This window comes from Actinomyces vulturis, assembly GCF_001687305.1.
Taxonomy (GTDB): domain Bacteria; phylum Actinomycetota; class Actinomycetes; order Actinomycetales; family Actinomycetaceae; genus Actinomyces; species Actinomyces vulturis.
Window position 1 is genome coordinate 240,153 of the sequence record NZ_LZRK01000003.1, and the last position, 22,867, is coordinate 263,019.

A 22,867-nucleotide genomic window follows, 5' to 3' on the forward strand; every position below is an offset into this window, starting at 1 on the left:
ACAACGTGAAATCGGGTGGGACAAAGGCTCGATCTTTGTCCCACCCGATTTCACGTTGTGTTCACATGATGACATCGAAACATTCATCAAATTCGCCAACACGGCCATCACACACTCATAGCGCAGATTAATCACTCGCTGACTTCTCGCTGCCTGAATCATTAATGTCCGGATTCTCATTCACCGAATAACTGACCACAGACTCAGCAATATCTGTACCAGTGACAGCCTGCCCGTCAGTCGAAGAGGGCAAGTACGGAGCGATAACATGTCGGCTCTCATTCAATTCTGAACGATCGCCCGCATCAATCATCATTTCTAACGATTGAATATCACTTTTTTCAATGTCGTCAACATCTACGGGGATCAGTACGGCGTTGCGTAACAGAATCGGTGTAATCACCATAGCAACCACCAACCCCATCGTCGCAACGATAAAGACAGTCATCGGTTCAATCGAGGTATGCCACCACCACAACTTAGCAAAGTTCAAGTTCACATGAACCATGACGTTAAATTGTCCGAATATGTAACGCTCGAGAACTGTATGCATGGAAATTCCCTGCACGATAACTAGCGCAACACACGTCATAAGATACTGAGGAGTCGTAAAGACTTTCTCCTTGCCCAATCCAGTGAACCAAATAAAGAAAAAAACAGCAGCAAGAGGGAACATGTACCGAGGTTGATACATCTCAACAGTAAACGGGTAATCTGCTTGAATTCCCAGAAAAATAGGAATACCTAAAGTTGCGCCAGCCAAAACCAATGCGGCTAAAGTCTTGCGCCAGGTTAGATAACGAGCCCCCACATAGAGCGCCATTCCAACAACTAAAAGAGAAAAGACCTCCACAGGCCCATCGAGATAGATGTCGAACCAACCTGGACCGCGACGGTATCCCCAAAAACCAGCAATGTACTTAGGCAGTGACAAAATGTTGGACAATACAACCTTGCTGAATGATTCACCCGTCACCACGGCGTCTGTCACATTCGAAGCAACGCTGGTTGAAGTCATAATCCAAATGCCGACGATACTGGCAAGTACTCCATAAGCCGCAATAGCCCAGTTTAGCGCGCTACGTGTCCATCGAGTTGAAAGCAACATCGCCAGCGTGACAACAAAAATATAAAAAGCAGAATCCGCACGCGAGGTACATGACAGCACGAGACCTACAACGCTAAGAGCGAGGAGACTGTAACGCTGTTTCCCTTCAGTCTCCAAACTTCCTCGAAATGCTGCCGCGTAGGCTAAAACACCTGTCATTGACCAGGAACTTGGGTTATTCGATGCAATAAAATACACACCCATCGGTAACCATGACACCAACATAGCCAAGGAGTAAGGAGTTCTTAGATATGTCGGAAGGAGAAAAGCGATCGCCGAAAGCAGAGCCACCGCGATAAACACGTTGAATGCACGCATCAAAAGAACCGACGTAGCAACACTGTCACCCACAAAGAGATGATGGAACTGATAGTAACCAAATGGGTAATTCCCAGCATCATAACGGCTGGTATACACCGTCCGATGGTCGCTCATAGGTAACTGGCAGGCACCCGAAACGTCTGATTGGAATTTGTAGCAAGGCACTTGATCAGAAACTGTTTCTGGAACAGCGACCCGTTCTTCTCCATCAATAACCCTGATGTCACAACCGCTCTGTCCAACAGGCGGGGGGCACCAAATTGAACCGAGATGGTAATCATCGTCAGGAGAACCACCGATGGGAGAACTCGCCGCCCACCCCAGCCCTAGAGTTGCTAATGATAAGACAACTATTCCTCGCATTACCCAGACAAGGGGAAGAGGCATAGGATTCGTCCTATAACGACCAAACATAAGAAATTCCAATTCTCATTCTCTTCAGTTTGCGACTATGACTGAATAGCGTTGCGTAACGCTAATAAAAACGTGCGCCCGAATCGAGTCGTTGGTTCGAGAATCGCGCCTTCAGCCCACTCATTCCAGGCATTGATAAACATGAGTCGTTCAGAACGCTCACGTGTCATGAGCGAATCAATTTGACTAGAAACCCACCGATGGAAAGTGTATGGGTTCGAGCCGAACCACACGTCTGACATAAACTGCCGGCGCGCCGTATTATCAAAATTCACCATCGCACCAGGGAAGTATGTGTGATCTTTTCCGCGGGCACGGAGCATCGATTCTTCTGCTGTGCTCTGGTAAGAAATAAAGTTTCCTTTCCATCGTTTGTCGAGGCTAACCAAATGTGCTGGAGCAGCAGACCAAGGCAGAGCGTGTGGAGGAAATTCAAGCGTTCCATCAACTTCCGTGGATGCGGCATCCACAGCGTCAAATTCCTCAGGCATGGTAACGGCGAGAATACGTAATTCTCCAACTCCCGCTTGACGAGCACGCTCTCGCCACTGACGGGCAACAGCATCAAAATCAGCCATCTGTCCTGGCCGATAGACAGCGAGAACAGCCTCTCCATTCACCCGAAGGTAACGCGAATCTTTCAGGAACTCCATCACATCATCGATGAAATCTGCAGCTGGAACACGCTCATATTCCTGGGCAATGAGAATATCTGCGCTTCGACCGTCCCAGCGTCGTGTCCAGTTTTCATTGGCCCACATAATGCAGAAGGGGAAATTAATCTCTGATTCTTTGAGACGTTCAATAGGCATGCTCATTAAACGCTTACCGGAGAACCAGTAGTAGTAGTACATAAAGCCCGCTAATCCGTGCTCAGCAGCTAACTCTGCTTGAGCCTTGCGTACTTCATCCCTGTGCAGGTCATAAAAGCCCATATCAGTGGGAATTTTTGGCTGGTAATGCCCGCGATACATCGGCACTGCGGCAGCAACGTTATTCCATTCAGTAAATCCTTTTCCCCACCATTGATCATTCTCTTCGAAAGCATGGAATTGAGGAAGATAGAAAGGTACGACGTCCGCTCGAGAAGGTACACTTCCCGCCGGGTGATAGCGATGGACAAGATCCGGATTGGTTACTGCTAATCCATCATCGAGGTCGTCTGTCGTATGGAGGGTCAGACCTGCCTCTTTCGTGACAATACCGATAATCCGTTCAATACCATGAGCGGTAGTCCCATCGACCTGCCCCTGTTCGGTTTCAAAATCATCAGCGATCAAATTGAATGAACGCAGTCCCTGAAGAATGAATCCCCGAATCCAGTACATTGAACCGGCAGCAAATTGTAATGACTCCGGTTGGAGACCTAACTCAATGCGGCGTAAAAGATTTTTTACGATTTCTTGATCGCCACCCCAGTGCTCAGGTCCTACGATATTTCCAGGTGCCGTAACTAAACCAAGATGTGAGTCCGAGGCAAAATTCGCAAGAATGTGAGCAACCGATTCTTCATCGCCGAGTAGCGAATCGAGAAAAGCGTCTTTCCATTGTGCCCCCGTACCGGCGAGTTCCGAATGGTTTTCTCTCCAAGGACTCTTCTTTGTATGAATTTTCAGAATCAGTTCATAAGGATCAAGAAGACCAGAGTTCACCAAAGAGACGAGCGGGAGGATGTCACGTCCGTGATTGTCCAGATCAACGACTGCACAGTGGCGCATCTGTCCGCATTCCCGCGGAGGGTCAATCGATTCGCCAGACACATTGGTAATGAAGAGATCGAATGGCACAGGGATCGAATGAAGACGATCAAACAATTCTGGTAACAAGTCAACATAAAAGCAGTTAAGTACTACGGCCACACGGGCAGGCTCCGAGGGAGACAAATCTTCACGTGTGCGCCATACCTCTGGGAATCCAGCAGGAAGACGACCGGCAAGCCGCTCTTCATACAACGAAAAGTGAGCGGGAAAATCCGGACGATTCAAAGTGAACTCCCCGGTTGACAGAAAATGGATCGCGGCATGGCGTGCACCACGCGTAACACGGGCAACACGACGCTTAAACACGAATTCCTGATCTGCTGTCATAGTTTCTTTCCCCTTCACCACTGATCAACATCAATATTGAAACGTTGACGTAATTCATCACGGATCAGTGGAACGTCATCAACGAATGCTTCATGGGTGAACAACATTTTCTTCACCATCGGGACACCGGCATCTAAGAGTTTTTGCCAACCATCGGTCGTGGGATTCGCATACATGTATCCCAAATCTGGACCAGTGATCCACTCGTCGAAAGAATAGCCCTCAGCTATAGCACGACGCGTTAGCCCCATTTCGTAGGCAAGGACGACATCCTCTTTCGTCGGGAGGACACGAATTGCATTAAAGAAATCACGCCACGGACGATCGTCAAGAATACCTCCGCGGAAAGCAACGAAATAACTCTGCAAATGACGAGCCATTTGATACGACGTCGTCAAACCACGAATATCAGGGCCAGGTTCACAAATCCAATCAATCAAATGCCCAATGTCATCAAAAGGCCCCAACATTGAATCATTGGTCAGTAAAACAATGTCACTACGTCGAATAGCAGGAATAAGCCCTAACGCTGTTGACCACGAACCGAAGTCATAACCCAAGTTGGGACGCCTGATAATAAGACAGTCACCAACAAGCCCATGAGGGAACTCTAAGGGGGCGTCGGATGGACATGTCGACACAATGATGGGAGTAAATCCCTGTTGTGACAAGGATTCGACATAGCGCGATAAGGACTTACTCTGTTGAACACTCGTTGAATACTGAGCAATGACAGCAGTCTTTGCCGGTGGTGCAGTAGGTAAGTGACCTCGTTCCAGACGTACACGCCCACGCATGCATTCACTGACATACTCCCCCTCATACGGGGCAGGAAAAATATGCATATTCATCGAATACGTCGCTTCATTCTGCGCAATGGAGCAGTCAATTGCCACGATATCGAATGACGCATTAACTCAATTTGTTCCCATGCACGTTCAGCGCGTTCTACCTGATTTTCATTGACGGTACGGAGTTCGGCAATCGTCTGTCCCTGCTCAGCAAGTTGGCGATTCGCCGCTGCCAACGCAGCACGCACCTGCCGCAGTTCTTCATTCACGTCAGTCATGAAATTAACTTTCCTCGTCGCTAGAGATGACGTCCCATTGCCCAACAGGAAAATCAACAAGGCCGGGTTCGTCAAGAACGCTATCAGCTTGGACGGGCAGATTGAAGCGTCGATCCGAATAGTCATAAGTATGGCCATCGCGAATAACCGCAGTACTGATCTTGTAGTGGTTCGGATGGAGAATTAAGTTCGGTAATTCGTAATCAACGAGGTTGATACCTTGTCGCAAATTGATCGTTGCGCCTGCGTGACGTGAGTTCGGGCCAGCAACTGTTAGGCCTTCAGTGGTCACAATCGCTAAACCGACCTCAACGTCTTCAATATCGACAGTCGATCGAATTCGTAGACGAATAGTAGCCTTCTCTCCCGTTTTCAGGATTGCAGTCGGTTTTCCAGTTGAATTAAACAACTCGATATCAGTGACACGGCACTCACCAGATCCTTGATTCGATGCAAACTCGTCATCGTCAATAGATTCCGCATTGTCGAGTTGGCGGCCTACGCGCTGTTCATTTTCCTTCGCGTTGACCTGGGCAATATAAGAGGAGACAACCTCATGAGCAGGACCAATCTGGCGAACCTTACCGTGGTCAAGCCACACAACTTCATCGCAAATATCTTGGGCGAGCGATAAGGAGTGCGTAACGAGAGCAATCGTGGTTCCGCGCTCGCGCAATTCACGCATCAAATCAAAACACTTACGTTGAAATTCTTCGTCACCCACAGCGATGATTTCATCGACGATAAGGATTGACGGTTGAACCGCTACTGCAACTGCGAAGCCGAGACGGACCGTCATACCGGAAGAATAAACCTTGACTGGTTCGTCGATAAAATGACCAATACCAGCAAAATCGAGGATCCAGTCGAGCGACTCGTCAATTTCAGCCTTACTACGGCCTAAAATCGAACCATTCAAATAAATGTTTTCGCGGCCAGTGAGTTCACCATGAAAGCCTGCTCCCAATTCCAAAAGGGCATCTACTTTCGAAGAGACACTCACCGATCCTGACGAGGGACGATAAACCCCAGCCAGGATCTTCAACATTGTTGATTTGCCTGAACCGTTATGGCCGATCAAACCAAAGGTTGTCCCTTTTTTGATGGTAAAAGACACGTCATCTAATGCATGAAACTGAGAATGTTGTTTGGCGCGTCCGCGAACAAACATTTCCTTAAGGGAACTCCGTCTGTCAGCATGTACGTCAAATGTTTTTGAAACATTACGTACTTCAATAGCGATTTCGTCACTCATCGGTCAGATCTTCTCCCCCAGGTCAGCACCCCAACGCTGATGAACAACTTTAGCGAGAATCAGGGCTACTAAAGTCCATGCAAGAGCACCAAGCCACGTCAATAAATTTCCGGGAGTCAACTCATAGATCAATGCTCGGAAGAGTTCAATAAATTGTGCCAAAGGCATGGCTTCAATCAAAGCTTTCATCGGAATTCCATGGAAACTCTCAGGCACAATCTTGGGATTGTAAATAATCGGAGTCGCGTAAAACATCAGTTGCAAAATAACTCCAACCAGATGCGCGAGATCACGAACATAAACGTTCCAGATAGCCAACACTACCGAGACGGACGCAGTGAAAGCTGCCAGCATGGCCAGCATGACTGGCAATAAAAGCCAGGTCCAGGAAATATTTCCCAAAAGAAGAAAAACGACGAGCAACAACCCAACTTCGATTAGCGACTGAACAGCAATCGCCAAACAGGCCCCCAAAACAGGAGCAAATGATGGGAAATAAACTTTTTGGAGTAGCCCACCCGAACCAATGAGACCATTAATACCAGCATTCACAGAGTTTTGAAAGAAACTCCAAATCGTCAAGCCAGCAAAAAGCCAGATGGCAAAAATTCCAATGCCTTCATGACGTGAAGCAATGCCTGGCGGCTGCATCTTAAAGAGGCCACCAAAGACGAGCGTGTAGATTCCCATGGTTGCCAATGGCACAACGAGCGACCACAGCCATCCCAGAGCAGTCGCATTGAAACGCGATTTGAGATCACGCTGCCCGAAGGCGTTAACCAAAGACCACAACTGGTTCGCCGAGAAGGTCGGGCGAACATCAGTTCGTTGGGGAGACGTCACGAAGTTAGCCCCTTACTTTTCTTCCATACTGGCACTGTTGCGCTCAGCCATCGTACTACGCGCGAGACTTATTCCTTGACACCAATGAATCGAGTGTTACTGAATCCAATAACCGGAAGAGTCAAAGATATAATCCACACCAGAAATCGTGCGTTGGCCGACGGTCATGACACCAGTGGCCGGATCGAGATAGAACCAATGCGATCCTAAGTGCATCCACCCAGTAACCATCGCTCCAGTAGATTCATTGAGGTAATACCACGAACCATCGACACGTTTCCAACCATTCACGGCTCGTCCGATCTTCGGGTCGATGTAGTACCAACTGCTTCCAGATTTCAACCAACCAGTTGACCGTGCGCCATTTGAAGCGAAGTGTGCCCACCCGTTAGCGAACTTCTTCCAGCCCACAACCATTCGTCCTTCTGAGTCGAAGGCGTAATTCGTTCCGTCAATCTGACGTTCACCGGTAACCATCAGGGATGTAATTGTATCGAGGTAGTACCATGACCCACTCGAGAAAACCCATCCAGTAGAACGCTGACCATCATCGGCGTAGTGGTTCCACCCGTCACGAGTTTTATGCCAGCCGGTGACCATAACACCCGACGATGAAAGCATATAGTGCTTCCCATCAACCACGATGGGCCCCGTTTTCATCGCACCTGATTTGGAGTCCATGTAATACCAATCATCACCTTGTTTCACCCATTCGGTGACGACGTATCCACGAGAGTTAAAGATATACCAGGCGCCACTGATGAACTGCCAGGACGACGTGGGGTACGTTCCATTCGGATTCTTCCACCACCACCCAGTCCTATCTTTCTGCCACGATCCCTTCGGATCGGCACCAGGGCGATTGTCCATTTCAGCCTGTGCCAAACTACGAATGTGCCCCATTTTTGAATAGCCAACATTACCGGGACACGCAGTTAATCCGACGTCGCGGTGAGCGAAAATTCGTGGCAATTGTAAAACTGTTCCTACCGCGTAACGATCTTTAGTAAGAATTTTTACAGATGCCAATTCTGACGATGAAGAGAAACCTGCACCGCTAAGGAACCATGCTGCCATCTTACTAACGCTATCGAGCGTTGCAGCAGAAGGGGATACCGACGAGTAATCTCCGAGCATAGAAATCCCCATGGAACCCGTATTGACACCACGCGCATGCCCGCCAATCACCATAGTTCCAGGCGGGGCTGACAGTGAACCATAGCGACCTTCAAAAACTCTACCGAATTTATCGACCAGAAAGTTATAGCCAATATCACCCCATCCTAAAACCTGAGAATGATAGTGATAAACGCCGTACACCACTGATGCAGACTGATCGGCTGAATAGTTATTGGTTCCTGCAGTATGGTGAATCACAACGTGATGAGCACTCACGACTTCGGGTTCCCAATCCCGAGGAACTGTAGATGAAGCACCCCATTGAATACGTGTCGTTACTGAAACCGGTGGAGTTAAAGGAGAAACTTCCGTCGTTGATACATGATGACTCGAATCATCACCGTCTGATGAATTAACTCGTAACTCTGGATCAAATACTGGAACAGCACCGGCACGAGCCACCGCACCTTTTATCGAACCCGTACTCGATGCAGACATATCGTCTTCGCTGAAAATAGGTGTTGGCTCTGATTCAGCAACACGCAAATCATCAGGATTAAGAACTTTCTGTCCTTCTGCTTCCGAAGGAACAACAACTAAGCGTAAGTTCTTCGGCAAATTGCCTGCTGCCGATGCTGGTCCCACGATCGCAGCCTGGATTGCGTCACCAGACCCTGTAACGAATTCTTCGGTCCCTGCGATATGGCGGTTATGGTCGGGGCCCGACGATATGGCTTCACTTAAGAACCACGGCGTCCACCCTTGTTCTTCACGCGCACGAATGTAAAGGGAAACATCATCAGATAGAGATACCCCACCATCCCAGGTCAATCCAGCAACAACAAAAGAGCCCACCTCAAGAGGATCAGTCAAAAGAAGCGCATGGTCAGCAATCTCATCATTCTGAACGCTCACACCAGTGGGGGAATGATCTGGAGAATTACTATGGCCAATTGAGTGGTTATCCACAAGGTCAGATGCGATTAATCCATCAACAGTCCCGAGATCAAGACCATCGAAAGCGTTAGCTGGATTACTCAGACCTGCTTCGCCCACGGATGTGAGTTCACCGTCACTAGTCGTCAATTCCAGGAATCCTACGGGGCGCGGTGAGGAAGAGACCGGCAATTCATCCGCAAACGCGGTAACAGGAATTTGCATGCCCATCATTGCCGCAGGCAACCCAGCTGCTACAAAAAAATGGCGTCGAGAAATCATGAAGACCTTCTGATGTTGCGGAGAATACGAGAAAAGATAAAAAACAGGACTCGCCCTTACCGTACATCCTGCACAGCGACATGTATACAGATAAGAGATGAATGTCCTGGCGCTTATGAGATGATCAACTACTGTCGGCGCTCAGTATATGTTGGAGAAAAATATGACTTCGCAAAGTCTTGACGATGATGAACTCATCGAAAAGATTCACGTACTATTAGGAGTCCTTCTACGCGAGTTTGATCGCGTGTGTAGAGAACTATCGATCGATTATTCCGTCTACGGTGGTACAGCAATCGGCGCTGTTCGCGATAAAGGTTTTATCCCTTGGGATGATGACGTCGACATCATGCTCACCCGCACCAATTATGAACGCTTTCTCCGTGAAGCCCCCGAGCACCTTGGTGAGGAGTTTGGCCTTGACAACACGCGAACTAACCCGGACTTTCCTTTTATGTTTACAAAAATGGTGCTCCGCAATACGTTGCTGATTCCAGAATTCGCCAAAAATTCGCGTTATCGCATGCCATTTTTCATTGATATTTTACCCGTCGATGAAGTACCTGATGATGCAAGAAAATTCTCCGCTATGAAAAGATCCTCATGGCTATGGGGACGTCTGTTGTTCCTTCAGGGGACCCCTCGCCCGTATCTCATCGGCATTTCTGGCATTCAACGCACGGCAATCTACACAGCCACCTCATTAGCCCATTACGGAATGAAAGTTATTCGTCTTACGCCTCGTGTCCTACAACGTCAGTGGGATCGCGCCGCTCGCCGCTATGAAGGAAGCGGATTTACTCGCTACGCAGACTTCACCATGCGTGACCCAGAGAATTGGGTTGTCAGCGACGATGAGTTTTTCCCTACACGAGACATCCCTTTCACAACCCCTACCGGAATAATAAACGTAAAAATTCACCATGAATACGATCGGTTACTTCGACGCGGATACGGCGATTACATGACACCGCCCCCCGTAGCTCAGCGCCGAAATCACGTACCGGCTATTGTCGATTTTGGCCCGTGGAATGACCTAGTCGAACAGACCGTCTCCCATCAATCTCAATCGGAAGATCACTCAGAGTGAATACCACAGCATGTGACCCACAATTGCTCCGTAGTATCCAACTAGCTACCACTGATGTCCTAGTTGAGTTTGATCGTGTCTGCAAGATACTGGGGTGCCAGTACGTTATGTACGGAGGAACGGCAATTGGCGCCGTGCGCCACCATGGGTTTATCCCTTGGGATGACGATGCCGACGTATGTATGCCGCGTGAAGACTACGAACGTTTTCTCGCGCATGCTGCTGAATATCTCAATCCGCACATCATGATTGTTGACCCGGAAAGAATTCCCGACTACCCCACCACATTTGCAGTCATTGGAATTCGAGATTCTCAGTTTATTTCAACGACAGCAAAGGATCGTCCGTTTGTCATGCCGGTGGGAGTCGATATTTTCCCTCTAGATGCCGCCGCACCATCACAGAAGGATTTCAACCGACAGTGCCGTGAAACATGGCTATGGGGACGATTATTATTTGTGCTAGGAACCCCCCGTGCTGCCACAGGTCTTCCTCAACCCCTTGCACTGTTAGCCAACTCCGCCATGTACAGTGCCCACTGGCTTATGCGGGGGATTCATCTGAAAAGCAAAATGATCTACTCACGTTGGAAGTCCATTGCACGGCGTTATGAACACGATCAGTCCAATGGCAATCAGCGTCTTCTCGCAGATTTCTCCACGCGAGATCCCAAACATTGGTCAGTGACCTATGATGAGTTATTTCCCGCAGGCGAGGCTGTTTTTGAAGGGTTTACGTTAAAAATACCGCACCTTTACGATCGTGTTCTCGCCCGTGGATATGGTGATTACATGTGCGAGCCCTCTCCGGAAGACCGAGTCAACCATCAACCTTTCCACATTGATTTTGGGCCGTGGACGGGGCCAGGGTCATTGTCCACACATTAAGGATCACTGTGACCGCATCATCCGATTCCCTCAACGATAAAAAACAAGTTGGACGGGATTATCTGTGGAACTCGCTGTCATCACTGATGAGTTCGTTTTCTCTCGTCATCATGTTGATGGTGGTAACACGCAGCGCTGGAATTGTGGCAGCAGGTATCTACTCACTCGCTATTGCGGTAGGCCAACAATTTCAGACTCTAGGTATGTACGAAGTGCGTACTTACCACGTCACAGATGTACAACGTAGGTATTCATTCGGAACTTATTTAGCCACGCGTATCGTGACAACAATTCTCATGGTCATGGGGATCATCATCCATGCCTTACGATCAAGTGGTAATGCCCCCACCATTCTTCTGATTATCGCGATTGCCTCGTTAAGAGTTTTCGATGCCGTAGAAGATGTTTTCTATAGTGAATTCCAACGTGTGGGACGCTTAGATATTGGTGGGCGAGCGAGTTTTCTTCGTATCACAGCGACCATGCTTATTTTCTGTGGTGGCCTCATTATCACTAAGAGTCTTCTGCACGCCACACTTCTTACGTTAGTGTGTTCAACAATCGTCCTCATTATTGTCTTCATTCCGCCAGCACGCCGAATGTACTCTCTCAAGCCACAATGGGAATGGCGAGGTATTGCTGCTCTGTTATGGGAGTGTTTACCGCTATTTCTCGCTTCTTTTCTTGCAATGTATCTGGCAAATGCTCCACGCTACGCAGTTGATTCCTACATGGATAAAGCCGCTCAAGGCTATTTCGCTATCATTTACATGCCTGCCGTGGCAATTAACATGCTCTCACTGTTGGTTTTCCGTCCGTTACTCACACGTATGGCGGCTCGTTGGGTGATTGGTGATCGACATGGTTTTATGTCAGTCATACGAAAAGGGCTTTTTACTTCTCTTGCAGCATCAGTACTAGTGGCTATCGTGAGTTGGTTCCTTGGCGTATGGATCCTTAATCTGGTATTCCATGCCGATGTCTCCATGTTCCGACTCGAACTCATGGTCTTGGTTGCTGCAGGTGCGCTCAATGCCTTCAGCGTCATTTTGTACTACGCACTCACCACCATGCGCAGACAGACATACGTATTTTTCTGCTACGGTGCAGCAGCCACGGCAGTCTGGTTGTTAGCACATAATGTTGTTGCGCCGCATGGCCTCTTAGGAGCCGCCTACACCTACGGTGGCGGCATGACCGTCTTATGCCTTGGCTTCATCGCAGGTTTGATATATCGAGGGCCAGTTCCGAGAGTAGTTTCACGTGGCGAACGTAAAGGAGCCGACGAATGAAAATAGCTGTCATCGTCAACAGTTATCCGCCACGTCTAGGCGGACTTGAGTTCCACGTCGAAAATCTAGCCCAAGGATTGAAAAATCTCGGCCATGAAGTTTGGGTATATACCATCTCTGATCATCCTCACGAGCGATGCGACGATGGTGTCAAAGTGACGACATGGCGTTCTTTTTTTCCGATCGCTGACGTCATCAGTTTCCCCCCTCTAGGAACACGCAAGCGCTTAACTCAATTATTAAAGCGCGATGGCATCGACGTTGTTTCAATACACACACGCTTTTTCCCGATGAGTTTTATTGGCTTACGGGCCGCGCATGCAGCATCGATTCCATGTATCCACACTGAACATGGATCAGGGTTCGTTGCGGCGTCATCCATGATTGTTAAAATTGGCTCACGTACCGTTGACCTTACAATGGGACGCTACATATTGCGTCACGCGGACAAGGTCCTAGCAATTTCAGATAACGCGTCTCGTTTTGTTCATCGTTTGGCTCACGTTGATTCCACAGTTTTCTATAACGCAATTAATCTGATACCCCGCTCCAGTGGTCACAATTCCAATGGAACATTGTCGCTACACCGTAGTGATCATGCCTCTGCCTCTCTCTCCCAGCGATATCCAAATCGTCCGAATCACTTAGTATTCGTTGGCAGATTAGTTCCAGGAAAAGGCTGGGATACTTTCCTTGAATGCGTCCAAATCCTCCACCAAGCAGGCTACAAAGTGAGCGCAGACATCCTTGGGGACGGAACAGATTACAACAGGGCTATTGAATATCGTCACGCATTGAACTTAGATGACGTCGTACAAATTCACGGCCGTGTCGATCAGTCCGAAGTTCGCGACCATCTTGCTGATTCAACCCTCGTTAACCCCACAATTCTTTCTGAGGGTTTTCAAACCACCCTCTTAGAATCCATCGCTGTGGGAGGACAAATTGCAACATTCGACGTTCCTGGTGCCACGTTACTCAAAGAATCCGGTGCACCTGTCACTATTTGTCAGTCTCACAGTGCTTCCGACTTAGCACGTCTCATTGCAAAAATGAGTGAACACCCTATGCCCTGTGCTAGCGAAGCCTTAGTTGCTCAATGGACATGGCCTGCTCGCGTCACAGAGTATGAAAACATCGCTCGTCAAGTTATTCAGTAACACCTGTGGGTGGGGAAAAATTTTGTCTTTCCCCACCCACAATTCAATAAGTCGTTTACGACTCATTAAGCAAGGCTAGCCACATACTCCACAAGTCGTTCTTCTGCCGTAGCGGGTATAAAACCCGTTGATTCAATCTTCGACAAATCAAGAAGACTCTTCAAAGGCCTCGGAGCAACGTCTTTACCAGCAAAATACTCATCTGTAGTAATCGAGGTGACTGAGTCTGCGTTCTTGCCACGCAACTCAAAAACGCGTCGAGCGACGTCTGCCCAACTCATTTCAGGACCTTCATTTGAGAGGTTATAGGTACCGAACTCAGCCTCTTCACAGTTAATCAAGTGAATGATGCCTGCAGCAAGGTCAGTAGTAAAAGTCAGACGACCAACTTGATCAGCGACTACTGAAGGTTCTACTCCCTTATCCGCTAATTGCGCCATGGTTTTAACAAAGTTCTTTCCGTCACCCACAACCCAGCTGGTCCGAACGATGTAGTGGAAGGGACAAGCGCTCACAGCCGTATCACCACCGACTTTTGACTGTCCATACACGCCGAGAGGGCTAGGAGCTTCATCTTCGCGATGCGGTGACTGTGTTCCGTCAAACGTATACTCGCTTGAAACATGGATGAGTAAAATGCCGAAAAGAGAGCAGATTCGCGAAAGGTTCGCTGGCCCCACCGCATTAGCCATCCATGACTGCGGACGTCCCTCAGAGGTTTCAGCACCATCAACATTCGTCCATGCTGCAGCGTTAATCACCACGTCAATGGCAGACCAATCAATTTCTGCCAAGGTATTCATGTCAGCAATGTTCACGTCAGGAAGATCAACCCCGATAGCTTCGAAACCAGCAGCAGGCAACTGGCGCATAAGTTCACGCCCCAACTGACCATTAGCACCGGTCACAAGAACTCGTGTAGGGCCTTCTTCATCGTGCGTCTGGTCAGAACAATGGCACTGTTCACCACAACATGAATCAGCATCGTCAATTGACACGAATGGGATCACAGAACCCAAGCGAGGATGAGCACGATCCTTGTCAGACAAGATTGCCTGGTCTAAAGGAATAGGCCACGTGATAGCGACAGTCTCATCTGCCAAATTAAGGAACGTGTACTGAGCCTCCGGCGACCAATGATCATTAACTAAATAGGTATAAGCCGTTTGAGGTTCAAGCGTCTGGTAAGAATTACCCACACCTGCAGGCACAAAAACTGCGGTATCTGGGCCAATTTCGTGGGTGAAGACCGTTCCGAAGGTTTCTCCTTCACGCAAGTCTACCCATGCGCCGAAAACACGTCCCGTCGCCACAGATACATACTTGTCCCACGGTTCAGCGTGAATTCCTCGGGTCACACCCACTTCATCGTTAAAAGAAATATTGTTTTGAACCGGACCAAAATCTGGAAGACCAAGTTCAAGCATTTTTTCTCGTTGCCAATTCTCTTTAAACCAGCCGCGGTTATCACCGTGGACAGTGAGATCAATGACCAAGACCCCAGGAATCGGGGTTGATCGTACGGCAAGCGGATTGGCGGTCATGAAAATCTCGATTCAACGAATGATTGGCGATCAGGGCGTCTAAGTAGCCACGAGCGAGTATAACGAGATTTATTTTCTCGTTCTCCACAACACCGCCCCGCCCACTTTCTGTGTTCCCCCATCACGATGACTTCTTCCCCAATGGAAAAAAGACCGAAAAGAGAACTGTGCTGCGTCACCTAATCCCTGGAATACTGACCATCGATGAGGACCGTGAAATAGATGGGCTACCGTTCGTAGATATGCATATGCAGTCTGCTGTGGTGATCGATAGAGAGAACTGACGATAAGACGATTTCGTACGTTGCAGCGAACGAATAACGGAGATTGCGTACCCATCGACTGGGCATGACGATGATCGACTTCAGCACCTCGAATGTATTCAATTGTCCATTGAGCTCGTCGTAAACGATAGGACAATTCTGTGTCTTCGTAATACATAAAAAAATCCTCACGGAACCCTTCCATTTCTTGCCAAGCCTCAGCACGGATAGCGCATGCCCCGCCACAGATTCCGAACACTTGTGGAGAATCATGTTCCAACTGTGCCGGTTGAAGCCATGATCGGTCATAACCATTTCCATGACTGTCGACGCAATTCCCCGTGGAATTAATCAGGAGAATTCCTTGAGAATCGTTAACCCACACCTGTCCATTCTGGTCACGGAATCCCTCGGTCTCTGCTGTGGCCTGCTTATCAATTCGATACCGGCCTGCTAACAGCATTCGTGCTGTGACAGCGCCTAATCGACTAGCCCCTGACGAGAAAAATGGTGCCACTACCGCATCTCTGAAACCAGGACGAGCACAAGCGTCATTGTTCAAAAGGATCAACACATCTTCACTGAGATCGTTCGCCCCTGCATTCACTCCTGACCCAAAACCCCGGTTACTGTCAGCGACACGTAATTCAACATGCACGTTTTCACCACAATGAGCCTCGTGCTCGAGGAAGAAACGTAATTCTTCAACTGATTGGTCTCCTGATGCGTTATCAACAATCACAAGACGATCATGGCAACGTAATTGAGGAAGTATCGAGCGGACGCACTCCTTAGTAATTTCTGGCTGACGCCAGTTCACAATAACGACTCTGGCAGTTGCCACCGCCGCCGATGTACTTTCCACATTCTCATGATCACTCAAACGTGGTTCATTCATCAGGCTACCCCCACACTCGCGTATACCTGTTCATGCGCACGCGCACACTCCTGCCACGTGAACATCTGCGCGCGTTTCAACCCTGCACTCGCTCGGTCAAGTTTTTCAGCGCGAGCTTGCCGAATGCCCTCTGCTAGCGAACGAGCATCATGCGGATCAATGAGAACACCCGCCTCACCGCATACTTCTTCCATCGACGTTCCTGCACTTGTAACCACGGGGGTACCGTATGCCATCGCTTCAAGAACTGGTAACCCAAAGCCTTCCCATAGTGAAGGAAAAACAAAGACTTCTGCCATCTGATAGGCAACAGCTAAACATTCATCCGATAAACGCCCAAGCACATGAAGGCGATCCGGAGGAATGAGACTGCTGAGTTCCCCTATAGCATCATCAGGTCCCCATCCAGCAGGACCAACAAGAACCAAATCAAGGTCAAATGAACGATCCTCACACAACTGTGTGAAGGCTTTCAATACCATAGGAAGATTCTTCCGCGGTTCTCGCGTACCAGCCCACATAATGAATGGGCGCGTAAGGCCAAAAATATGCCGAAATTCTTCCTGCTGGCTCGAGGTCACATGTTGCGTATCCACCCCATGGGGGATCACCGTAATGCGTTCACTCCCTATCCCCGCTTCGATGCAGTCATCAGCTGTCACACGAGAGGGAACGATAACTCCCGACGCACTCGTAAATGTCCGTTCTAATGCACGCCGAAAAAATGCTGCACCACGCCGAGTAAAATGCTCTGGTGAACGGAGAAACGCTAAGTCATGAATGGTGACAACCATAGGGCAACGAGTTGGAGGAATCGCCCACGTCGTGGCATGAACAACGTCTGAGTCTCTAAGAATCGATTCAACCGATGGCCACTGCCAACGGTTCCATGTCTCATAAAGAAGCGGACGCGGTAGTGGAAACTGTCGCAGAGGAATCGACGGTAAATCAATGTCATCGTCACAGCCACCACGATGTCGAGCAGTAAGACCGACTAACGGTACTGTGTCATTAACCAATGCACGAGCAAGATTCGAAATATATGTTCCTGATCCTCCTGGAACGGACTGCCACAGTTGTTCGACTACCATCGCAACTCGTAGATGAACTCGATTGGCGGCTGATGAAGGGACAACTGTACTCATGTCCTAAGCCTACGTGGTCACAAGTACCGGTAGCCTGATGGTATGAAGATTCTTTTCGATGCCACTGCCATCCCCGCCAATCTTGGCGGTGTTGGTCGCTACGTCGACGATCTTGTCCCAGAACTTGCTCAGGCTGGTGTTCACCTCACGATGGCGGTTCAACAGCGCGATGTGGAGCATTTCAAACATAAAGTGCCCCAAGCCCGCCTCATCACAGTTCCCGGGTTCTTAAAAAGTCGTGCAGCTCGCATAGCCTGGGAACAGGTCGGATTGCCTGAATTAGTGAGTCGAATCAAACCAGACGTGTTGCACTGTCCTCACTACACATTCCCTGCAGCAATTCGTGGCCCCAAAGCACTCGGTGGTATCCCCTTGACCGTGACAGCACATGACGCCACGTTTTTCTCACATCCACAAGCACATTCGCCACTCAAGAAACACTTTTTTAGCCATGCTATTCGGCGTTGTGTCGCGTATGCTGATTCGATCATCGTTCCCTCACAGGCGACTCGTGATGAAATTCTCCGATACGTAGGGGGAAATGAATCCGACTTCACCATTGCATATCACGGTGTTGATCGTTCAGTTTTTCATCCTGTCTCAGACAATGACCGTTCGCGCGTACGCGCATCGCTTGGTCTAGCCGATCGACCTTACATTGGTTTTTTAGGGACACTTGAGCCCCGGAAAAATGTCCCCGCGCTTATTCACGCCTGGGTTCAAGCATTTCACGATGATCCGCATGCTCCCGTACTTGTGCTAGCCGGCGGAAAAGGTTGGGATCACGATATTGAGCCTGCACTTACAACAGTCCCCTCTCATATGACCGTCATGCAACCGGGTTACCTACCTCTTGGCGATCTTCCTGGCTTCCTATCGGGATGTGAGGTCCTGGCGTATCCATCAATCGGTGAAGGATTTGGATTACCTGTCTTGGAGGCAATGGCATGTGGAGCAGCAGTGCTCACCACCCCCATTTTGTCTCTTCCTGAAGTGGGAGGTAACGCTGTGGCCTATAGCAATCCAGATGCCGCAAGTTTAAGTAAGGAACTACTTTCCCTCCACCACGACCCTGAACGACGTCAGAATCTCGCGCAAGCCGCCCAAGAACGAGCAAAGACGTTCACATGGCAACGCTCTGCATTGGCACACGTTCAAGCCTACGAACACGCGCTACGATGAGAAGACACACCCTTTATCTCACGAAAAGGACGGCACAGTGACCCAGTCTCTTCTTGTCATCATTCCAGCATGGAATGAAGAGAAGTCTGTCGGCACAGTAGTAACGTCAGTGCGCCACTCACTGCCGTGGGCTGATGTCCTCGTTGTCTCCGATGGATCGACAGATTCGACAGCATTAGTTGCCCAAGAAGCAGGAGCAATTGTCCTAGATCTTCCTCTCAATCTTGGGGTAGGAGGTGCAATGCGAGCGGGCTTTGTTTTTGCTCAACGCAACGGTTATGACACTGCCGTGCAGGTTGATGCTGATGGACAACATGACCCTCGTGATATTCCTTCCCTCATCACATGTATGAATGAGGAGGGGGCCGATGTTGTCATCGGTGCACGTTTCGCTGGGGTCGGTTCATATGCTGTTCGTGGTCCCCGAAAATGGGCAATGGCCCTACTTCGCCATGTGATGAGCAAACTCAGTAAAACTCATCTCACAGACGTCACGAGCGGTTTTAAACTCTACTCTCGTCGAGCCATCCTTTTGTTTTCTCAGCACTACCCTGCTGAGTATCTCGGAGATACCATCGAAGCAATGATCGTAGGGATTCGTTCTGGGCTAGTGGTGCGCCAAGTTGGAGTAGAAATGCATGCACGTACCGCCGGTCAGCCTTCGCATTCTCCTATCAAAGCAGCGATTTACTTACTACGAGCGTTCATGGCCATGTGTATTGCTCTTTCAAGTCCCCGTTTCACTATCGAGAAGGCCTAGCATGTACACACTCTTCTTAATTCTCGGGGTACTAATAATTGCCTGGGTAATTCTACGATTACTGAGATTCCATAAGATTAAAGAAAAATACGTATGGTTGTGGCTATTCCTCGATCTTCTCGCTCTTATCTCTCTTCTTTTTCCTTCAATACTTCATAAGGCAGCCACCCTCGCGGGCTTTGAGGTCACGTCAAACTTTGCTTTAACTATCGTACTCAGTGTTGTTGTTGCCTTAGCTCTCCACCAAGCAGTCGTGGTTACGGGTCTTGAGGAAGATCGGCGTCGATTAGTGGAAGAGATTGCTCTGCTGCGACATGACGTCACCGAGTTACAATCTCATCTTCCGAATCAAAACAACGTTGTATTGCCTCACCTCACATCTGCTGAACATTCTCCGATCGAGAAATAAGATCTCTCCATCGCGGAGTTGCAGCAAGAACAGTACTCACAAGAATAATGACGCAACAAATACTTTGAAGCAGAGTCGGCACAGTTCCTTGTAAAAGCAAGGCAAAGATAATCGCCCATGCCGAGTAAGAAATATTCAGAGCCATTCCTCGTGACGCTCCGATAACATGGATTGCCTGGTAGTAAAAAAGATACGAAGCTGTTCCGGCTAATGCCGCTAACGCGATCACTGCTGTTCCCAGGTGCGGGACAGCCGAGATAGTGAAGGGAAGAACTCCTGCGAGTGGAGCAACAATGAGCAGATAGACAGTGGCTGATGTGGTTTGACGAATATGCAAAGCCGTCTCATTATCTACAGCATCATCACGCATCCCCCAAGCAAGAATTGCTGCTTCTGAGCCCCAGCCGATCACACAGGCAAGGGCACCTATGACACCGATGATCGGCGAACCTTCAACTGCACTTTGAGTTGACCATCCCACAGCAATCACCGCTCCGAGAGCAACCATCAAGGCCATAAGTTGATGAGTGTACATCCGTTCTTTGAGAAATATATAGGCCAGTAGGGTTCCCACTGCGGGATAAAAAGTCGAGATAATCGCAGTCAGCCCAGGCCCGATATGATTAATCGCTGTCAGGTATCCGGTCATTCCTACTGGACCGCCAAGGATTGCTGCACCAACGACTGCCTGACCACTACGCGTTTTAAGTGCCCTGACAGTGTCATGAAGTCGACCTCGCGCCACCATATAGACGAACAGAATTAATGCGCTAACTGTGTCATGTAGTAATGCACTGACTAGAGAGGTTTCTGAACTCGTCACAAATGGAACCATGACAACGGCGATCGCCAAAATAACCGTGTCTAGCCCCCACAACGCGCCGCTAAGTATTCCAAATCGCATGCTGATTTCTCTCAGTTTCCTTGTAGCGAATCAGCCGATGTAACCCGATCAATTGACACATTACTTAGGCATTGCGGTCGAGAGTTCGTCTCATAAGCAGAGAGACAGTCATCCACGTATTCAACAGCATGGTTGTAATAAATAAATAGCCACTCACCTACATCATCACCTTCAGCCTGTTTAGCCAAGGACCACACATACCAGCACCAACCGGCAAAAACGACATATGCCATAAAGTGGCGTTCTTCTTCAACGGTAGGCCGGCGACCAAAGTATGCGTACAACGCTTCCGCCGCCTGCTCAGGTGAAAGTTGAGCACACACGGTCATGGTTCCGAAGTCACTAGCAACATCGGACATTCCCGCATACTCCCAGTCAATCAGGTCAAGGTGCCCCTCAGGGCCGACTAAAAAGTTCAGAGGGAAAAAGTCATTATGACTGGGCACTGCGGAAAAGTGATCAGAATCGGCCCATTCTTTAAGACGCATGACCTTGGCACGAAGTTCTTCATATCCAGGAAGATCAATTGGTCCATGTTGAAGCAAGAAAGATTCGTAACGTACTCCCTCAGTAATGAAGTCAAAAGACCGATCAAGGACTCGACCGCACTCATGAAGCGCACGTCCCATTTCCATAGCTCGACGTAGTTCATCACTATTCGCCGGATCCAAATTGCGCACATTCGGCAAAAAGTGGGAAATCTTCCAACCTTTATTAGGATCACAGAGGATATGAGTTTGATCGATTCCTAAATCTTTCGCCATATCCAACGCTGCTGCTTCAGCCTGACGGTCAACAATTTTCTCTGTACCTACGCCTGGATGACGGTACACATACTCATTGTCACCAACACTAAAGTGACAAGAAAGATTGGTAATTCCTTGCTTTAAGGGATAAAAATCGTGAATGTCACTCTTCGCGCAGTCTAGGGCTTTGGAAATGTTATCGAATACTTCGGAATCGACGTTTTCCATAAACATAGGGTCGAAAGAACGAATTTCATCAACAGAATCAAATTCATTGATCAATCCATCAGGATAACGACGAATTACCATATCGAACTTTTTCACATTGTCGATATAAATCGATTCCCACAAGAGAGGCGCAGTTTGCGGGAGATGGTAAACCTTTTCCAAAATCTCACGGAAAGTTGCCGAAAACTTTCGATCAAAATAGACGTGTCCCAGCATAAACCAACAGTCATGTCCGCCAACCGTGGCTCCAGTGATCCGATCTCCCGCCCCTGTGGTAATACACCATTCGTCGGTCGGACCCGCAGCATATTGAGCTGAATAGTAAGCCTGATAGACGTGTGATTCAAAGGGATTTTCGGTGAAATAGTCGTCAGACGAACATACGTAAGTATTATCAAGTTTGTCTTTTACAAGCCACAGTGAGCCATTGTTATTTCGAGTGGCGTACTCGTTATTAACAACAATAGAGACACCGTATTTTTTAGCAAGATAGAAAAAATATTGTTTTTTATAACCGACAACCACAGTGATATCAGTGATCCCAGCATCATGCAGTTGTTGAATCTGGCGTTCAACGAGAACTTCGCCACGAACCTTCAAAGTTCCTTTTGGCCGTTCATAGGAGATCGGAGCAAAGCGCTGAGACAGCCCTGCAGCCAAGACGATAGCGTTACGAACTCGATAGGGTTCAAGCGCCTCTCGACCAGCAATTGTAATAGCGCGATTGTTAATGAATCCGTAGGCTTCGCACTCTCTGACAGCAGTGTTCACACGACCAAGAGACATTCCCGTTGATTCGGCCAGTTGACGTTGAGTCAATCGTCCATCACCCGGGGCATTAAGGAGTGCGAACAGGACATTGAACTGCTGGTGGGTCAAAGAGGGAGAAGTTACCACAAGAAGCCTCGTTCGAAATTTTGTTGGC

Annotated in this window: 19 protein-coding genes; 7 read left to right on the top strand and 12 right to left on the bottom strand. The window is 48.7% G+C overall.

The genetic code is table 11. The annotated features are described in order from the left end of the window. Positions 1–127 precede the first annotated feature (127 nt). The 7 genes from A9753_RS05800 to A9753_RS05830 form a co-directional block, all read right to left on the bottom strand. Complete coding sequence (locus A9753_RS05800) at positions 128–1,843, bottom strand: DUF2142 domain-containing protein (protein WP_083090344.1); 1,716 nt, start codon at positions 1,841–1,843, stop codon at positions 128–130. Positions 1,844–1,878: 35 nt separating this feature from the next. Next, entirely contained in the window at positions 1,879–3,930 is a 2,052-nt protein-coding gene (locus A9753_RS05805) for a glycoside hydrolase family 99-like domain-containing protein (RefSeq protein WP_067781703.1), read from the bottom strand. A gap of 14 nt (positions 3,931–3,944) precedes the next feature. Next, on the bottom strand, positions 3,945–4,781 hold the full coding sequence (locus A9753_RS05810; protein ID WP_245637383.1) for a rhamnan synthesis F family protein: 837 nt from the start codon (positions 4,779–4,781) through the stop codon (positions 3,945–3,947). Further along, the gene (locus A9753_RS05815; RefSeq protein WP_067781709.1) at positions 4,778–4,999 is read right to left on the bottom strand and encodes a hypothetical protein; all 222 of its coding nucleotides are present in this window, start codon (positions 4,997–4,999) and stop codon (positions 4,778–4,780) included. Before A9753_RS05815 ends, A9753_RS05810 begins: the two co-directional genes overlap by 4 nt. A 4-nt stretch (positions 5,000–5,003) precedes the next feature. Continuing rightward, positions 5,004–6,254: an ABC transporter ATP-binding protein gene (locus tag A9753_RS05820; protein WP_067781716.1), complete on the bottom strand. Its 1,251-nt coding sequence runs from the start codon at positions 6,252–6,254 to the stop codon at positions 5,004–5,006. Positions 6,255–6,257: 3 nt separating this feature from the next. Next, entirely contained in the window at positions 6,258–7,097 is an 840-nt protein-coding gene (locus tag A9753_RS05825; RefSeq protein WP_067781719.1) for an ABC transporter permease, read from the bottom strand. 96 nt (positions 7,098–7,193) lie between these two features. Next, on the bottom strand, positions 7,194–9,434 hold the full coding sequence (locus A9753_RS05830; protein WP_067781722.1) for an N-acetylmuramoyl-L-alanine amidase: 2,241 nt from the start codon (positions 9,432–9,434) through the stop codon (positions 7,194–7,196). A gap of 163 nt (positions 9,435–9,597) precedes the next feature. On the opposite strand from A9753_RS05830, the gene A9753_RS05835 reads away from it, so the two are divergent. Genes A9753_RS05835 through A9753_RS05850 form a run of 4 tightly spaced genes read left to right on the top strand, consistent with a single transcriptional unit; the run spans position 9,598 to position 13,863 of the window. Continuing rightward, the gene (locus tag A9753_RS05835) at positions 9,598–10,524 is read left to right on the top strand and encodes a LicD family protein (protein ID WP_067781725.1); all 927 of its coding nucleotides are present in this window, start codon (positions 9,598–9,600) and stop codon (positions 10,522–10,524) included. Next, positions 10,521–11,411 carry a LicD family protein gene (locus A9753_RS05840; protein ID WP_067781728.1) on the top strand — a complete coding sequence of 297 codons (891 nt, stop codon included), beginning with the start codon at positions 10,521–10,523 and terminating at the stop codon, positions 11,409–11,411. The genes A9753_RS05835 and A9753_RS05840 overlap by 4 nt, the downstream gene beginning before the upstream one ends. 8 nt (positions 11,412–11,419) lie before the next feature. Beyond that, the gene (locus A9753_RS05845) at positions 11,420–12,703 is read left to right on the top strand and encodes a lipopolysaccharide biosynthesis protein (RefSeq protein ID WP_067781731.1); all 1,284 of its coding nucleotides are present in this window, start codon (positions 11,420–11,422) and stop codon (positions 12,701–12,703) included. Next, on the top strand, positions 12,700–13,863 hold the full coding sequence (locus tag A9753_RS05850; RefSeq protein WP_067781734.1) for a glycosyltransferase family 4 protein: 1,164 nt from the start codon (positions 12,700–12,702) through the stop codon (positions 13,861–13,863). The genes A9753_RS05845 and A9753_RS05850 overlap by 4 nt, the downstream gene beginning before the upstream one ends. A gap of 65 nt (positions 13,864–13,928) precedes the next feature. On the opposite strand, the gene A9753_RS05855 is transcribed toward A9753_RS05850, so the two are convergent. The 3 genes from A9753_RS05855 to A9753_RS05865 all read right to left on the bottom strand — a co-directional run bounded on the left by A9753_RS05855 (position 13,929) and on the right by A9753_RS05865 (position 17,713). Continuing rightward, positions 13,929–15,407, bottom strand: a complete 1,479-nt coding sequence (locus tag A9753_RS05855; protein ID WP_067781737.1) for a sugar nucleotide-binding protein — start codon at positions 15,405–15,407, stop codon at positions 13,929–13,931. Positions 15,408–15,476: 69 nt separating this feature from the next. Beyond that, the gene (locus tag A9753_RS05860; RefSeq protein WP_067781740.1) at positions 15,477–16,568 is read right to left on the bottom strand and encodes a glycosyltransferase family 2 protein; all 1,092 of its coding nucleotides are present in this window, start codon (positions 16,566–16,568) and stop codon (positions 15,477–15,479) included. Further along, positions 16,568–17,713, bottom strand: a complete 1,146-nt coding sequence (locus tag A9753_RS05865) for a glycosyltransferase family 4 protein (protein WP_245637384.1) — start codon at positions 17,711–17,713, stop codon at positions 16,568–16,570. Before A9753_RS05865 ends, A9753_RS05860 begins: the two co-directional genes overlap by 1 nt. A gap of 42 nt (positions 17,714–17,755) precedes the next feature. On the opposite strand from A9753_RS05865, the gene A9753_RS05870 reads away from it, so the two are divergent. Genes A9753_RS05870 through A9753_RS05880 form a run of 3 tightly spaced genes read left to right on the top strand, consistent with a single transcriptional unit; the run spans position 17,756 to position 20,064 of the window. Beyond that, positions 17,756–18,895: a glycosyltransferase family 4 protein gene (locus A9753_RS05870; protein WP_067781746.1), complete on the top strand. Its 1,140-nt coding sequence runs from the start codon at positions 17,756–17,758 to the stop codon at positions 18,893–18,895. Between the two features lie 37 nt (positions 18,896–18,932). Further along, positions 18,933–19,655: a glycosyltransferase family 2 protein gene (locus A9753_RS05875; RefSeq protein WP_067781749.1), complete on the top strand. Its 723-nt coding sequence runs from the start codon at positions 18,933–18,935 to the stop codon at positions 19,653–19,655. A 1-nt stretch (position 19,656) separates the two neighbouring features. Then, positions 19,657–20,064: a DUF2304 domain-containing protein gene (locus A9753_RS05880; RefSeq protein WP_067781752.1), complete on the top strand. Its 408-nt coding sequence runs from the start codon at positions 19,657–19,659 to the stop codon at positions 20,062–20,064. On the opposite strand, the gene A9753_RS05885 is transcribed toward A9753_RS05880, so the two are convergent. Then, a complete protein-coding gene (locus tag A9753_RS05885) occupies positions 20,030–20,968 on the bottom strand; it encodes a DMT family transporter (RefSeq protein ID WP_067781755.1) in 939 nt (312 codons plus the stop codon). The genes A9753_RS05880 and A9753_RS05885 overlap by 35 nt on opposite strands. A gap of 11 nt (positions 20,969–20,979) precedes the next feature. Then, positions 20,980–22,839 carry a phosphotransferase gene (locus A9753_RS05890; RefSeq protein ID WP_067781758.1) on the bottom strand — a complete coding sequence of 620 codons (1,860 nt, stop codon included), beginning with the start codon at positions 22,837–22,839 and terminating at the stop codon, positions 20,980–20,982. Positions 22,840–22,867 lie beyond the last annotated feature (28 nt).

Bases quoted from the DNA above. Each gene is read 5' to 3' on its own strand.
- A9753_RS05800 (WP_083090344.1), bottom strand. From the start codon at position 1,843: ATGTTTGGTCGTTATAGGACGAATCCTATGCCTCTTCCCCTTGTCTGG.
- A9753_RS05805 (WP_067781703.1), bottom strand. From the start codon at position 3,930: ATGACAGCAGATCAGGAATTCGTGTTTAAGCGTCGTGTTGCCCGTGTT.
- A9753_RS05810 (WP_245637383.1), bottom strand. From the start codon at position 4,781: ATGAATATGCATATTTTTCCTGCCCCGTATGAGGGGGAGTATGTCAGT.
- A9753_RS05815 (WP_067781709.1), bottom strand. From the start codon at position 4,999: ATGACTGACGTGAATGAAGAACTGCGGCAGGTGCGTGCTGCGTTGGCA.
- A9753_RS05820 (WP_067781716.1), bottom strand. From the start codon at position 6,254: ATGAGTGACGAAATCGCTATTGAAGTACGTAATGTTTCAAAAACATTT.
- A9753_RS05830 (WP_067781722.1), bottom strand. From the start codon at position 9,434: ATGATTTCTCGACGCCATTTTTTTGTAGCAGCTGGGTTGCCTGCGGCA.
- A9753_RS05835 (WP_067781725.1), top strand. From the start codon at position 9,598: ATGACTTCGCAAAGTCTTGACGATGATGAACTCATCGAAAAGATTCAC.
- A9753_RS05850 (WP_067781734.1), top strand. From the start codon at position 12,700: ATGAAAATAGCTGTCATCGTCAACAGTTATCCGCCACGTCTAGGCGGA.
- A9753_RS05855 (WP_067781737.1), bottom strand. From the start codon at position 15,407: ATGACCGCCAATCCGCTTGCCGTACGATCAACCCCGATTCCTGGGGTC.
- A9753_RS05860 (WP_067781740.1), bottom strand. From the start codon at position 16,568: ATGAATGAACCACGTTTGAGTGATCATGAGAATGTGGAAAGTACATCG.
- A9753_RS05865 (WP_245637384.1), bottom strand. From the start codon at position 17,713: ATGAGTACAGTTGTCCCTTCATCAGCCGCCAATCGAGTTCATCTACGA.
- A9753_RS05870 (WP_067781746.1), top strand. From the start codon at position 17,756: ATGAAGATTCTTTTCGATGCCACTGCCATCCCCGCCAATCTTGGCGGT.
- A9753_RS05880 (WP_067781752.1), top strand. From the start codon at position 19,657: ATGTACACACTCTTCTTAATTCTCGGGGTACTAATAATTGCCTGGGTA.
- A9753_RS05885 (WP_067781755.1), bottom strand. From the start codon at position 20,968: ATGCGATTTGGAATACTTAGCGGCGCGTTGTGGGGGCTAGACACGGTT.